Here is a 13372-nt window from a genome sequence, read left to right as displayed (position 1 = left end):
TGCGTAACCCTAGGGTGCCGTGGTCGTTGTGGTCGTGCTCGACGCCGTGGTGGTGGTCGTCGTCTCGGCCGTGGTGGTGGTCGTGGTGGCCTTCGACGTCGTGGTGGTCGTCGTGATCACCGGCGGCGGTTCCTCGGTCGTGACCGTGGTGGTGGTGCCATCAGGACGCGTGATGGTCGTGACGCGCGTCTTCTTCGTCGTGGTGGTCGTAGACGTCGTCGTGTCGGTGATCGACGAGGTCTGCTCGACGGACGACGAACCGGACGTCGGCGCCGACGTCGGCACGATGCTCAGGGCGTCGCGGCCGACCTCCTTGCGCGGCTGCTGGGTCGACGGCGCCTCCGAAGCGCTGTCGCCACTCGCGGCGAAGGAGGCGACTGCGGCGAAGACGGTCGCCAGCACCACGCCTGAAGCGGCGAGGACGACCTGCGGCGCTCCCCGGCGCAAGCGCGAGCGCGAGTCCGGTTCCGGGCTCTCGTACACGAAGTTTCCCCTGCTCGAACGGTCAGCGGCCGAAGTTCTGGGTCCAGTAGTTGCCGCGGGTGTCCAGCCCCACGCCCATCGTGGTGAAGCTGCAGTTCTCGATGTTCTCCCGGTGACCGGTGGACTTCATCCACCCGTCGACCACGGCGGCGGCGTCCCGGTAGCCCATCGCGATGTTCTCGCCGCCCGGCTTCGGGTAGCCGGCCTCGCGCATGCGGACGTCGAACGTCCTGCCGTCCTGCGAGGTGTGCGAGAAGTAGTTCTTGTTCGCCATGTCCGTGCTGTGGGCCTGTGCGGCGGTCGTGACGCGGTCGTCGATCACGAGGGCCTTGCAGCCGGCGGCGGAACGGGCGTCGTTCACGAGGGCGAGCACGGCCTGCTCCGGCGTCTGGCCCGTGGGGGGCTTCGGCGGGTCGGCGGGCGGCTTCGGCGCCTCGGGCGGGGTCGTCGTGGTGGTGGGCGCCTCGGACGACGAGGGGGCGGAGGACGGCGTCGACGGAGTCGTGGTGGTGGGAGCCGCAGACGACTCGGAGGTGACGGGGCCGCCGGTGTTGTTCTCCGAAGGCTGTCTGTTGGGTGCTGCCGCGTTGCCGGTGCCGAACTGGTTCGCCGCGTCCTCGGCGTTCTCCTGCTGGGCGGCGTTGGTGAAGCTGATGCCGAGAGGAGAGGTACCGGTGACGGCGAGGCCGCCGATACCGGTTGCACCGATCAGCAGGCCGAGTAAGAGGCTGCGGGCACTCACGGGTCGGGACCGTACCACTAATGGGTGACAACCCCAGAGTGCGTCGTCGGTCACCTGGCGTGACTACGCAACCATTCGGAGGTGGACGTACGACTGAACGCGTGGGTGCGTGGACGGGTGCAGGGTGTTGGTTTCCGCTGGTGGACGCGTGCCAGGGCGCTGGAGCTGGGCCTGGTCGGGAGTGCTTCGAACCGGCCTGACGGACGGGTCGAGGTGGTTGCCGAGGGTCCCCGGGAGAAGTGTGAACAACTCCTGAATGCTCTCCGTTCGGGTGAGACCCCTGGCAACGTCGAATCTGTCGGTGAGCAGTGGTCCGAAGCCAGGGGTGATCTGACCGGCTTCATCGAGCGCTGAACCTTTTTCCCGAACGTGGCGTAGTAGGAGATCGTGGACTCCTCGGAAGACGTCCTCATCCAGCTGTACGAGCGCTGGAGGGGCCCGCTGCTGCACTACGTGCTGCGGCTGGTCGACGGCGACTACCAGCAGGCGGAAGACGTCGTCCAGGAGACATTGCTCCGCGCGTGGCGGAACTACGAGGACCTGACCCCGGACGACGCGGCACCGTGGCTCTACACGGTCGCGAAGAACCTGGTGATCTCCGGATACCGCCGCCGCAACGCACGCGCGACCGAGGTGCCGCTCGAACCGGTGGATCTCCCGCCGGTCAGCGACCAGGTCGAACACGTGCTGCAGACGTGGCAGATCGCGTCGGCGCTGAGGGCGCTCACGCCTGAGCACCGGACGGTCGTCATCGAGCTGTACTACCGCCGCCGCACCGTCGCGGAGGCCGCCAGAACGCTCGGCATCCCGCCGGGCACGGTCAAGTCGCGCTGCTTCTACGCACTGAGGGCGCTGCGCGACGCACTGGAGGAGAGAGGGGTGACCGAGGCGTGAGCTGCCAGCACACCGTCGACGTCGGCGCCTACCTCTTCGGCTCGCTCGACCTCAAGGAACGGGCCGCGTTCGAACGTCATCTCGGCGACTGCGACTGCTGCCAGGCCGAGATGCTGCGGCTGGCCCCGCTGCCGGGCCTGCTCGGCCGCCTGAGCCTGGAGGACGTCGAGAACCTCGACGAGATCCCGGCACTGCCACCGGCCCCGCGACGCGACCGCCGGGTGCTGATCGCGTGCGCGGCCGTCCTGGTGCTGTTCGCGCTGGCCGGAGGCAGTTTCTTCCTGACCCAGCCGCAGCAGCCCGTCGCGGCGCCCCCGTCCGCGTCACCACCGCCGCCCCCGCCGAGGTGGAGCGCGCAGGACGCGGCGACCGGGGTGGACGGCGAGGCCGAGATGGTCTCGAAGTCGTGGGGCACCGAGATGTGGTTCAAGCTCGGCGACGTCAAGCCGGGCGCGCGCTGCAAGGTGATCGTGTTCGACCGGCAGGGACAGCGGGAGATCGGCGGCTGGTGGGGGTCGGACCACGCCCCTGACGAGCGGATTCCCGGTTCGACCTCGTTCCGCGTGGATCAGATCGACCGCCTGGAGGTCTCCGACGAGAGCGGGCTCCTCGTCACTCTCCGTCCCTAGAAACGCAGGTCACCAGGCGGGTCCCGCATCACCCGCAAGCGTTTGGGTACTCTGCCCGGCGTGCATCTCAAGAGCCTGACGCTGAAGGGCTTCAAGTCCTTCGCCTCGGCTACCACGCTGCGCTTCGAGCCCGGCATCACCTGTGTGGTCGGCCCCAACGGGTCCGGCAAGTCCAACGTGCTCGACGCGCTGCGCTGGGTGATGGGCACGCAGGGTGCCAAGGACCTGCGCGGCGGCAAGATGGAGGACGTCATCTTCGCCGGCACGTCCGGCCGCGCGCCGCTCGGCCGCGCCGAGGTGACGCTGACGATCGACAACGCCGACGGCATGCTGCCGATCGAGTACACCGAGGTGTCGATCACCCGCCGCATGTTCCGCGAGGGCGCCACCGAGTACGAGATCAACGGCAACTCGTGCCGCCTGATGGACATCCAGGAACTGCTGTCCGACTCCGGCATCGGCCGCGAGATGCACGTGATCGTCGGTCAGGGCCAGCTCGCCGCCATCCTGGAGTCCAAACCGGAGGAACGGCGCGCGTTCATCGAAGAGGCCGCCGGCGTCCTGAAGCACCGCAAGCGCAAGGAAAAGGCGCTGCGCAAGCTCGAGGCGATGCAGGCGAACCTGACGCGCCTGACCGACCTCACCGCCGAGCTGCGCCGCCAGCTCAAGCCGCTCGGCAAGCAGGCCGAGATCGCCCGCCGCGCGCAGGTCGTCCAGTCTGAGCTGCGAGACAGCAAACTGCGCCTGCTCGCCGACGACCTGGTGACGCAACGGGAAGCCATCGCGCAGGAGGAGCACGACGAGGCGAAGGCCCGCGTGCGCCGCGCCGAGGTCGAGAAGTCGTTGCAGGCCGCGCAGTACCAGCAGAACGAGCTGGAGGAACGGGTCGCCGCCGACTCGCCGAAGCTCCAGGCCGCGCAGGACACCTGGTACCGGCTGTCCGCTTTGGAGGAACGCCTCCGCGGCACGGTCCGGCTCGCCGCCGAACGCGCCCGGCACCTCTCCGACGTCGTGGACGCGCCGAGCAGGGGCCGCGACCCCGACGACCTCGACCGCGAGGCCGAGGAGACCGCCGAGATGGAGCTGGAGCTCCAGGAAGGCGTGACCGAGGCCAGGATCGCTTTGGCCGAGGCCGTGGAGACGCGGGCCGAGCTGGAGCGCATGGTCTCGCAGGCGGAGAAGGCGCACATCGCCGCCGTCCGCGCGATCGCCGACCGCCGTGAGGGCCTCGCCCGGCTCTCCGGTCAGGTGGAGGCGTTGCGCAGCAAGACGAACGCGACCGCCGAGGAGATCGAACGCCTCTCCGGCACGCTCGCCGAAGCCTCCGAACGCGTCGAGTTCGCGTCGATCGAACTGGCCGAGGCCCAGGCGGTCACAGGCTACGAGGACGAGGGCGACAACGACCTCGACGAACGGCACCGGCACGCCGTGCAGTCCAACGACGCCGCACGTCAGCGCGTCGAGGAGCTCGTGAAGTCGGAACGCACCGCGGAACGCGACATCGCGTCGTGGCGCGCCCGCGTGGATGCGCTCTCACTCGGCCTCACCCGCAAGGACGGGGCGGGCGCGCTGCTCGCGTCGGACGTGCCGGGCCTGCTGGGTTCCGTCGCCGCGCTGCTGACCGTCGAACCGGGCTTCGAGGTGGCGCTGGCCGCCGCGCTCGGCCCGATCGCCGACGCCGTCGCGGTGTCGTCCGGCGACGGCGCGCTCGCGGCCCTGAAGCTGTTGAAGGAGAAGGACGCCGGACGCGCGGGCGTGCTGATCGGCTCGTACGGGTCCACTGTGGACACGTCGGGCTGGGGTCACCTGCCGTACGGCGCGCGCTGGGCGATCGACGTCGTGCACGCCCCCGACGCGTTGCGCCCCGCACTGGCCCGCGCCCTCGACCGCCTCGCCGTCGTGGACGACCTGGACTCCGCGGCCCGCTTCCACGGCAGGGCGGTCACCAAGGACGGCGACCTCTTCGGCACGGACTGGGCCATCGGCGGGTCGGGCGCCCAGGGCCAGAGCGTCATCGAGGTGCAGGCCGCCGTCGACGAGGCGCAGGAACAGCTCGCCACCGCCGAACGGGCGCTGGAGCACGCTTCGGCTGCCCTCGAAGGCGCCCGCGCCGAGCAGCAGGCCCGCCGCAAGGTGCTCGACGCGGTGAAGGAAGCGATGCAGGAGGCCAAGGTCCGCCAGGCGCGGTCCGGTGAACGCCTCAACCGCATGGTCGCCGCCGTCCGGTCCGCCGAGGCCGAGGTCAGCCGCATCAGCGACCAGCGCGCCAAGGTCGAGCAGTCCCGCGAGGACGCCCTGATGAAGCTGGGCGAGCTCGAGGAGCGGCTGCTGATGGCCGAAGAAGAGCAGACGATGGACGACGAGCCGGACACCGAGCAGCGCGACGCGTTGTCCGCTGAGCTGGCTCAGGCGCGTCAGGGCGAGATGGACGCGCGTCTGGTGCAGCGCACCGCCGAAGAGCGCGCACGGGCCGTACAGGGCAAGGCAGAGGGCCTAAGGCGTGCCGCACGCGCTGAGCGTGAGGCTCGTGAACGTCACGCGCGCGCCACGGCCCACCGTGCGCGCGGTGCCGTCGTCGCGAAGGCCGTCGTGCACGGCGGCGAACAGGCGTTGGAACGCATCGAGATCTCGCTGTCCCGCGCCGCCCGCGAACGCGACCTCGCCCAGGAGCGCCGCACGCAGCACGAGCTCCTGCTGACCCAGGTGCGCAACGTCGTCCGCGAGATGTCCGGCGAGCTGGAGAAGCTCGTCGACGCCGTGCACCGCGACGAGGTCCTGCGCGCCGAGCAGCGCATGCGCATCGAGCAGCTCGAGACCAAGATCGCCGAGGACTTCGGCATCGGTCTCGAAGACCTCACCAACGAGTACGGCCCGGACGTCATGGTGCCCGCGTCCGCCGCCGAGATGGCCGAGTACCAGGCCGCCAAGGAACGCGGCGAGCAGGTCTCCGAGCCGCAGCCGATGCCGTACGACCGCGACACCCAGTCCCGCCGCGCCAAGCGCGCCGAACGCGACCTCTCCTTGCTGGGCAAGGTGAACCCGCTCGCGCTGGAGGAGTTCGCGGCGCTGGAGGAGCGCTACAAGTTCCTCTCCACGCAGCTCGAGGACATCAAGGACACCCGCCGCGACCTGCTCACCGTCGTGAAGGAGGTCGACGACAAGATCCTCGAGGTCTTCACGCTGGCCTACGAGGACGTGGCGCGCGAGTTCGAGATCGTCTTCAAGGTCCTGTTCCCCGGCGGCGACGGACGGCTGGTGCTGACCGAGCCCGACGACATGCTGACCACCGGCATCGAGCTGGAGGCACGCCCGCCCGGCAAGAAGGTCAAGCGCCTGTCGCTGCTCTCCGGTGGCGAGAAGTCGCTGGCCGCCGTGGCGATGCTGGTCGCGATCTTCCGCGCCCGCCCTTCACCGTTCTACGTCATGGACGAGGTCGAGGCGGCGCTGGACGACACGAACCTGCACCGGCTGATCGGCCTGTTCCAGCAGTTGCGGGACCGCTCGCAGCTGCTGATCATCACCCACCAGAAGCCGACCATGGAGATCGCGGACGCGCTGTACGGCGTCTCGATGCGCGGTGACGGCATCTCGCAGGTGATCTCGCAGCGGCTGCGCACGACGGCCGACGAGCCCGTCCGTGCGGCGAAGGCCGTGGAACCAGTGGAACCCGCGCCGGCGGAAGTGCCGGAACCGGCGGGCGAGGAGAGCTGAGCGAGGGCGGCCGGACGCGGTGCCTGGGGGGCTTGAACCAGCGCCGGCCGCGGCCTCTGCTCGGGCTGCGCCAGCGCGGTGCCCTTCCTCCGTGAAGAGGTAGGTCCCCCGTGCCACCGTGCGGACGCAACCCGGCGCCCTGAAGTGGTGAGGCCCCCCAGTTCAACTTCACCCGTTTCAGGCGCGCACCGGTCACTCTGCCGGACGAGCCTTGTGAAAACCTTGTATCGCCTGGTCAGGCGCCGCGGGCGTCCAGCGCGGCGGCCTCCGCGGGCGTGGGCGCGGTGCCACCGAGGTGCGCGGGAGCCCACCAGGCGCCCTGCTCGGTCGGGTAGTCGCGCTGCGCGGTGTCGAGGAGGTCCTGCATCCGCTTGCGCAGCAGGTCGTCGCCGGAGTCACCCGGGGAGGCCTCGAACGGCTCGCCGATGAGGATCGTGACCGGGATGTGCCGCTGGGTCAGGTCCTTGGGACGACCCTTGGTCCACAGCCGCTGCGTGCCCCACAACGCCATGGGCACCAGCGGGACGCCGGCCTCGTGCGCCAGGCGGTTCGCGCCGGACTTGATGTCCTTGACCCGAAACGATCGGCTGATCGTGGCTTCGGGGAAGATCCCGACGACCTCGCCGGTGCGGAGCGCGGACAAAGCCTGCTGGTAGGAGGCCTGACCCGCGCTCCGGTCGACGGGGATGTGGTGCATGCCGCGCATGAGCGGGCCTGCGATCTTGTTGGCGAAGATCTCGTGCTTCGCCATGAACCGCGTGAGGCGCCCCGAGGGACGCGCGCCGTAGCCCGCGAAGATGAAGTCGAGGTAGCTGACGTGGTTCGACGCCAGCACGGCTCCACCCGTGCGCGGGACGTGGTGCGCCCCCTCCACGGTGATCCGCAGGTCGAGCACCTTGAACATGAGCTTCGCTGCGGCGATCACCGGGGGATATACGCGATCCGACATGCTTCCGAACGGTAGCCTAGAAAAGCTACTGGCCGGTAGGGGACCCTTCGTGTTCTCGCATGATCTTGGGCACCCCGGCGAGGTCCTCCTCGTTGCACAGCAACTTGAGGTCGTAGTACGGGTTGCCGTGGGTGTCGTCGTAATCGAGATGGACCGCGATCACGTCCACGGGTTCGCCCAGCCACTCCTGGGTCTGCCGCAACCAGGCGGCAGCACGTTCCAGAGCGGACGGAAGATCATCGTCTCGGAATTCGACCGGCCGGTAGGGAACGCCCTGGACACCGTCCCGGTTGTTCGCCGGCATGGGCAGGTCGACGGCCACCCCGGATTCGTTGAGATCGAGTTGGATCGTTTCCTCACTCACCGTAGAAGAGTCCCCCACCCTCACCTGCCCTGCAAGCCCGAATATGGGTGTCGTGCCCGACCGTGCGGCGGCATACCAGCGCTCGCGGGCACGCCGGTGTGAGTGTTGTCTCCCGTGTCAGCGCGCGCTCTTGAGGAACGCGATGTCGCGCTTGACCTTCGTGATCCGGTCGTGGGTCGGCACGAGCACCCTGGCCAGCGCCGACTGGAGCAGCTCCAGCTCCCGCGCGGCGCCCTCCGCGTCACCGGCCTGGTAGCGCAGGTTCGCGAGCAGCTGCCTGGTCTCCAGGACGTCGTCGTGCTCGGGGCCGTGCACGCGGACGAGGTCGCCCAGCAGCGGTGTGCAGACTTCGACGGCCTTCCTGAACTGCTTCGAGGTGCCGAGGACCTTCGCGAGCGTCAGCCGGACACCGAGCGTGCGGGGGTCGTCGGCGCCCACATCGCGCACGTGATCTTTGGCGAGGACCCGGAGCTCGGCGGCGGCACCGCGGAAGTCTCCTGCGTGCGCCTTGGCCTCGGCGGCAGCGGTCCGGACGGCCAGTTCTTCTGACGACACCGTTGCCATTTTACCGGCCCGCGTGTCCGTTACCTGAGAGCCGGGAAAACTCCCTCGCGTCGAACGGCCGTGCGAGTGACCATCTCTTCATGTACGACATCCGTTTCGCCGAACCTGGCGACCTCGGCGCCACGATGGCGCTGCTGGTCCGGCTCCAGGCCGACAACGCGCACCACATCGGGTACCTCGGTGAGACAGTCGAAGAGCTCCGCGCGGAGCTCGGCGAGTTCGAGCCCAGCTGGGCCGACTGCACGGTGGTGGCCGTCGACGCCGACGACAACATCACCGGCATGCTCAGCGTGGAGATCGACGCCGAGCTCGGCCGTGCGTGGCTGCACGGACCGTTCGTCGACGTACCGGTCAACCACCCGGCGGGCAGCCGCATCTGGGACCAGACCGCCGACGCGCTGTACCGCCGCGCCACCGAGCTCCTCACCGGCATCACCGACCTCGAGCTCTACGGGCACACCGCCCACCGGCGGCTGGCGGCGTTCGCCGAGAGGCACGCCTTCAACGCCGGCAAAGCCAGTGCCATCCACATCCTCGACAACGGGGACCTGCGCACGTTGTTGCTGAGGGACGCCAAGTGCCCCAGCGAACGCGAGATGCGCGTCCTCCCGACCGATCGGTTCGTGCACGAGGCCGTCGCCGTCCTGCACGAGCGATGTTTCCCCCGCACCTACTTGTCCGGGAAACAACTCGTCGAATCCGATCCGAAGAGCCGCACCGTCGTCGTCGCGATGGACGGGGACCGCGTCCTCGGGTACGCCGCCGGCAAGGCGCAGCCCGAGGAGTACTACGTCGACTTCGTGGCCGTCGAACCCGACGTCCGCGGTCAGGGCGTCGGTGTCGCCCTCGTCACCGAGCTGCTCTGGAAGCTCGCGGCCGAGCACGGGGCTCGACCGCAGGCCGCCGCCTCGATCTACGCGGGCAACGAGTCGTCGCAGAACATGTTCGCCCGACTAGGTTTCCGACTTCACATCGAGCTGGTCTCGTACCGGCACCCGGCGTGATTTGCCCCAAAAAGATCGACACAGTGACAACAGCCCACCCACCAGCAAGGTGACCGCCACCCCCAGGGGCGTGTTCCACCAGCCGGTCAGGGACTTCAGGTCGGCCGTGGCCTTCCCGAAGTCGATCGTCGGCGTGCTGCCGGCGAACTTGACCCCGAGAATCACGAAACCGACGACCAGCACCGTCGCCACGAACGCGATGATCGCGTCCACCTGCGTGACGCGCTTGAAGATCAGGCCGAGGAGGAAGGCCCCGAGCAGCGCGCCGTAGGTGTAGCCGGCGATGCCGAGCGCCTGCACCACGATCGGATCCGCCGTGGTCTTGTTCGAGGAGGCGAACAGGCCCGCGCAGACGATCAGCAGACCCGCCCACACCAGGGTCCAGATCCTGCCGTGGCGCAGGCGTTCGTCGTCGGTCATCGGGGTCTTGCGGACGCGTTCGTAGACGTCCGTGACGGTGCTGGAGGCCAAGGCGCCCAACGAGGACGAGAGCGCGGCCGCGAGGATGCCGGCGATCACGAACCCGGACAGGCCCGACGGCAGCTCGTTGACGATGAAGAACCCGAAGAGCTCGTCCTTGTTGCCGAGCCTGAGGTCCTTCACGGGGTCCACGCCGTTGTAGAACGCCCACAGCATCACGCCGATGAACAGGAAGAACGCGAACTGCAGGAACACCACGAAGCCGGAGGCGATCAACGCCTTCTGCGCGGACTTCACGTCCTTCGTGGACATGAGCCGCTGCACGATCAACTGGTCCGCGCCGTGCGAGGCCATCGACAGCAGCGCACCGCCGAAGAACGCCGCGACGAACGGGTAGGCGCCGGTCAGCGGTGACGAGGTGAAGTCGAAGATCTGGAACTTGTTGACGTCCACGGCCTTGGCGAACCAGCCGTCCGGCAGTTCGCTCGACAGCCACCAGATGATGACGAGGCCACCCAGGACGTACCAGAGCATCTGGATGGCGTCGACCCACACGACCGCGCGCACGCCGCCGAAGAAGCTGTAGAACACCATCGCGATGCCGAGCGCGGCGATGATCGTCCAGTAGCCGGCGTCGATCCCGTACTGGGCGAGCACGAGCTTGATCGGGATGGCCGTGGCGAAGAGCCGGATGCCGTCCGCGAGCAGGCGCGTGAAGAGGAACGTCACCGATGCCGTGGCGCGCATGCCGTTGCCGTAACGCTTGCCCAGGAACGCATACGCCGTGACGAGGTCACCGGCGATGTAGCGCGGGAGCAGCACGAAGCTCACGATGATGCGCCCGACGATGTAGCCGAGGGCGAGTGTCAGGTACGTCATGCCGCCCTGCGCGGGCGTCGCGACGTACGCGATCACCGGCACGCTCAGCACCGTGAGCGTCGACGTCTCCGCCGAGACGACCGACAGGCAGACGACCCACCACGAGATGCGCTTCTCGCTGACGAAGTAGTCGGTGGACGACTTCTGCCTGCCGCCGATCCACATGCCGAGCAACGGCATCCCGACGAGGAACAGGGCGATGATCGCGAGGTCTAGTCCGCGCATTTCGGTTCCCCCACGTGGAGTTCGGTGACGGGTGCGGTGACGGGTTCCGGCATCCGCAGCGGGCCGGCGCCGGGCGTGATGCTGCCGAGCAGCCGCGGCCCGGACGCGCCGGTGGCGGACGGCGTGTTGCCCGCGATCCCGTGCCACGTCAGGAATCCGAGCAACGCGGCCAGGTAGGCCTCCTTGCCGTCGCGCGGCAGGCCGAGCGAGTCGCTGATCCGCAACGGGATCGGGTCGAGCGCTTCTTCGAGCGCCTGGACCAGCACGGGGTTGCGCATGCCGCCGCCGGACGCGACGACCGTGCTCGCGTCGTGTGCGCGGCAGGCGTCGGCGATGGTGCGGGCGGTCAGCTCGACGAGGGTCCTGAGCATGTCCTCGGCCTGGACCGTGGGGAAGCCGCTCAGGTACTCGGCGTTGAAGAGCTCCTTGCCCGTCGACTTCGGCCACGGCTTGGCGTAGTACGGGTCGGCGAGGAGCTTCTTGAGGACGTCTTCTCTCACCGTTCCTCTGCTCGCGAACTCGCCGTTGGTGTCCTGGCGCCGTGCGCCGTTGGAGAGGACCTCCATGACGGCGTCCATCAGCGCGTTGCCCGGCCCCGTGTCGTAGGCGATCGGCGGGCTGCCGGGTCTCACGACGGTGATGTTCGCGATGCCGCCGATGTTGAGCGCCACGGCGTTGTCCGCCATGTTCGCGAGCCACAACGCGTCGAGCGTGCTCGCCAGCGGTGCCCCGTGCCCGCCCGCGGCCACGTCCCTGACGCGGAGGTCGGCGATCACCGGCACGCCCGTCCGTTCGGCGATCCAGGCGGGCTGGCCGAGCTGCAACGTGCCGAGGCAGTCGCCGTCCTGCACCTCGTGGTGCACCGTCTGCCCGAGCGAGCAGATCAGGTCCGCCGGCAGGTACCCGGCGGCGACTTCGCCGAAAGCCTGCCCGAGCGACGTGTCGAAGGCGCACACTTCAGCGAGGTCCCGCGGCTTCGCCAGCAGGTCCTCGGGGAACGGGTGCTCGGCGCACTGCACTGGCACGAGCTCGACGACGTGGTCGTGGATCGACAGGTCGGCGACGGCGACGTCGATGCCGTCCATCGACGTGCCGGAAATCAGTCCGATCACCCTCACGACTGTGTGGTCTATTCCACACGGTGATCGGGCGCAAGAGCTTTGGTGAAATCTTCGCCTAATTGAGCAGTAGATGGTTGACAGGTCACATCAGCGTCTGTGAAACCATGAGCCCGTGTCGACGTCCTCCCTTGTCCTGATCCTCGTCGTCGTGGCGGTCGTGCTGATCGCCGCGCTGGTGACCGGCGTGGTGCTGACGCGTCGCCGTCGCATCAGCCTGACCCAGAAGGAAGAGACGCCGAAGCCCGGCGGCTACCAGGTGGAGTCGGGGATCTCGTTCACCCCGGCCGCCCCCGACGCCGTCGTCGAGGCCGTGGTCGTGCCGCCGGTGGAGCACCCGGTCGCCGACCGCACCGAGGTGGACGGCCAGCCCGGCGTGGGCGACGACGCCTCCGTGCCGCGCGACTCGGTGAAGCGCGGCTTCGTCGAGGTCGACCTGCCCGTCGAGGCGTCCGAGGTCGAGGAGATCGAGCCCACCGAGGGCCGGTTGGAACGGCTGCGCGGCAAGCTCTCGAAGTCGCGCAACGCGTTCGGCACGTCGTTGCTGGGGCTCCTGGGCGCCGGTGACCTGGACGAGGACTCCTGGCAGGACGTCGAGGACACGCTGCTGATCGCCGACCTGGGCGCGACGCTGACCACCGAGATCGTGGCGACGCTGCGCTCGAAGATCGCCGGTTCCGGCGTGCGCACCGAGGCCGAGGCGCAGACGCTGCTGCGCGGCGTGCTGGTCGACGCGCTGGGCCCGAAGATGGACCGTTCGCTGAAGGCGCTGCCGCACGAGGGCAAGCCCGCCGTGCTGTTGGTGGTGGGCGTCAACGGCGTCGGCAAGACCACGACGACCGGCAAGCTCGCGCGCGTGCTGGTCGCGGACGGCCGCACGGTGCTGCTCGGCGCCGCCGACACGTTCCGCGCCGCCGCGGCCGACCAGCTGGAGACGTGGGGCAAGCGGGTCGGCGCGGAGACCGTGCGCGGGCCGGAGGGCGGCGACCCGGCCTCCGTCGCGTTCGACGCGGTCAAGCGTGGCATGGACGCGGGTGTCGACACGGTGCTGATCGACACCGCCGGCCGGCTGCACACCAAGGTCGGGCTCATGGACGAGCTCGGCAAGGTGAAGCGCGTGGTCGAGAAGCAGGCCGTGGTCGACGAGGTGCTGCTCGTACTGGACGCCACCACCGGCCAGAACGGCCTCACGCAGGCGCGCGTGTTCGCCGAGCAGGTCGACATCACCGGCATCGTGCTGACCAAGCTGGACGGCACGGCCAAGGGCGGCATCGTGTTCCAGGTGCAGCGCGAGCTCGGCGTGCCGGTGAAGCTCGTCGGCCTGGGCGAGGGCGCCGACCACCTGGCTCCGTTCGAGCCTGGCGCGTTCGTCGACGCCCTTCTCGGCTGA

The 13372-nt window shown here is 69.2% G+C and carries 13 protein-coding genes; 6 read left to right on the top strand and 7 right to left on the bottom strand.

The window, feature by feature from the left end; genetic code table 11:
* Positions 1–9: 9 nt before the first annotated feature.
* Together ACFWNN_RS18320 and ACFWNN_RS18315 are read right to left on the bottom strand one after the other, a co-directional pair.
* Positions 10–483 carry a hypothetical protein gene (locus ACFWNN_RS18320; RefSeq protein WP_382441101.1) on the bottom strand — a complete coding sequence of 158 codons (474 nt, stop codon included), beginning with the start codon at positions 481–483 and terminating at the stop codon, positions 10–12.
* Positions 484–505: 22 nt separating this feature from the next.
* Positions 506–1225, bottom strand: a complete 720-nt coding sequence (locus ACFWNN_RS18315) for a CAP domain-containing protein (protein WP_382441100.1) — start codon at positions 1223–1225, stop codon at positions 506–508.
* 81 nt (positions 1226–1306) lie between these two features.
* On the opposite strand from ACFWNN_RS18315, the gene ACFWNN_RS18310 reads away from it, so the two are divergent.
* From ACFWNN_RS18310 to smc, 4 genes are read left to right on the top strand one after another with little or no spacing between them, the layout of a single operon-like run.
* Positions 1307–1579 carry an acylphosphatase gene (locus ACFWNN_RS18310; protein WP_382441099.1) on the top strand — a complete coding sequence of 91 codons (273 nt, stop codon included), beginning with the start codon at positions 1307–1309 and terminating at the stop codon, positions 1577–1579.
* A gap of 33 nt (positions 1580–1612) precedes the next feature.
* Complete coding sequence (locus ACFWNN_RS18305; RefSeq protein ID WP_382441098.1) at positions 1613–2119, top strand: sigma-70 family RNA polymerase sigma factor; 507 nt, start codon at positions 1613–1615, stop codon at positions 2117–2119.
* On the top strand, positions 2116–2748 hold the full coding sequence (locus ACFWNN_RS18300; protein WP_382441097.1) for an anti-sigma factor family protein: 633 nt from the start codon (positions 2116–2118) through the stop codon (positions 2746–2748). The genes ACFWNN_RS18305 and ACFWNN_RS18300 overlap by 4 nt, the downstream gene beginning before the upstream one ends.
* 60 nt (positions 2749–2808) lie before the next feature.
* On the top strand, positions 2809–6459 hold the full coding sequence (smc, locus tag ACFWNN_RS18295; RefSeq protein ID WP_382441096.1) for a chromosome segregation protein SMC: 3651 nt from the start codon (positions 2809–2811) through the stop codon (positions 6457–6459).
* A gap of 235 nt (positions 6460–6694) precedes the next feature.
* Here the strand turns inward: smc and ACFWNN_RS18290 are convergent, their stop codons facing one another.
* The 3 genes from ACFWNN_RS18290 to ACFWNN_RS18280 all read right to left on the bottom strand — a co-directional run bounded on the left by ACFWNN_RS18290 (position 6695) and on the right by ACFWNN_RS18280 (position 8327).
* Positions 6695–7408 (bottom strand): lysophospholipid acyltransferase family protein, encoded by a 714-nt coding sequence (locus ACFWNN_RS18290; protein WP_382441095.1) that lies wholly within the window; start codon positions 7406–7408, stop codon positions 6695–6697.
* 25 nt (positions 7409–7433) lie between these two features.
* Complete coding sequence (locus ACFWNN_RS18285) at positions 7434–7772, bottom strand: hypothetical protein (RefSeq protein WP_382441094.1); 339 nt, start codon at positions 7770–7772, stop codon at positions 7434–7436.
* Positions 7773–7889: 117 nt separating this feature from the next.
* The gene (locus ACFWNN_RS18280) at positions 7890–8327 is read right to left on the bottom strand and encodes a hypothetical protein (protein ID WP_382441093.1); all 438 of its coding nucleotides are present in this window, start codon (positions 8325–8327) and stop codon (positions 7890–7892) included.
* An 89-nt stretch (positions 8328–8416) separates the two neighbouring features.
* Here ACFWNN_RS18280 and ACFWNN_RS18275 point away from each other — a divergent pair, with 89 nt between their 5' ends.
* Positions 8417–9340 (top strand): GNAT family N-acetyltransferase, encoded by a 924-nt coding sequence (locus ACFWNN_RS18275; RefSeq protein ID WP_382441092.1) that lies wholly within the window; start codon positions 8417–8419, stop codon positions 9338–9340.
* On the opposite strand, the gene ACFWNN_RS18270 is transcribed toward ACFWNN_RS18275, so the two are convergent.
* On the bottom strand, positions 9290–10864 hold the full coding sequence (locus ACFWNN_RS18270) for a sodium:solute symporter (RefSeq protein WP_382441091.1): 1575 nt from the start codon (positions 10862–10864) through the stop codon (positions 9290–9292). The two genes, ACFWNN_RS18275 and ACFWNN_RS18270, sit on opposite strands and share 51 nt — an antisense overlap.
* On the bottom strand, positions 10852–11976 hold the full coding sequence (locus tag ACFWNN_RS18265) for an anhydro-N-acetylmuramic acid kinase (protein ID WP_382441090.1): 1125 nt from the start codon (positions 11974–11976) through the stop codon (positions 10852–10854). The genes ACFWNN_RS18270 and ACFWNN_RS18265 overlap by 13 nt, the downstream gene beginning before the upstream one ends.
* Positions 11977–12097: 121 nt before the next feature.
* On the opposite strand from ACFWNN_RS18265, the gene ftsY reads away from it, so the two are divergent.
* Positions 12098–13372 carry a signal recognition particle-docking protein FtsY gene (gene ftsY / locus ACFWNN_RS18260; protein ID WP_382441089.1) on the top strand — a complete coding sequence of 425 codons (1275 nt, stop codon included), beginning with the start codon at positions 12098–12100 and terminating at the stop codon, positions 13370–13372.

Origin of the sequence: Lentzea sp. NPDC058450, from assembly GCF_042721395.1 — a bacterium.
In the GTDB taxonomy this organism is placed as follows: Bacteria; Actinomycetota; Actinomycetes; order Mycobacteriales; family Pseudonocardiaceae; genus Lentzea.
Note: the sequence above shows the minus strand (reverse complement) of the source record. Positions and strands in the feature narration are given on the sequence as shown.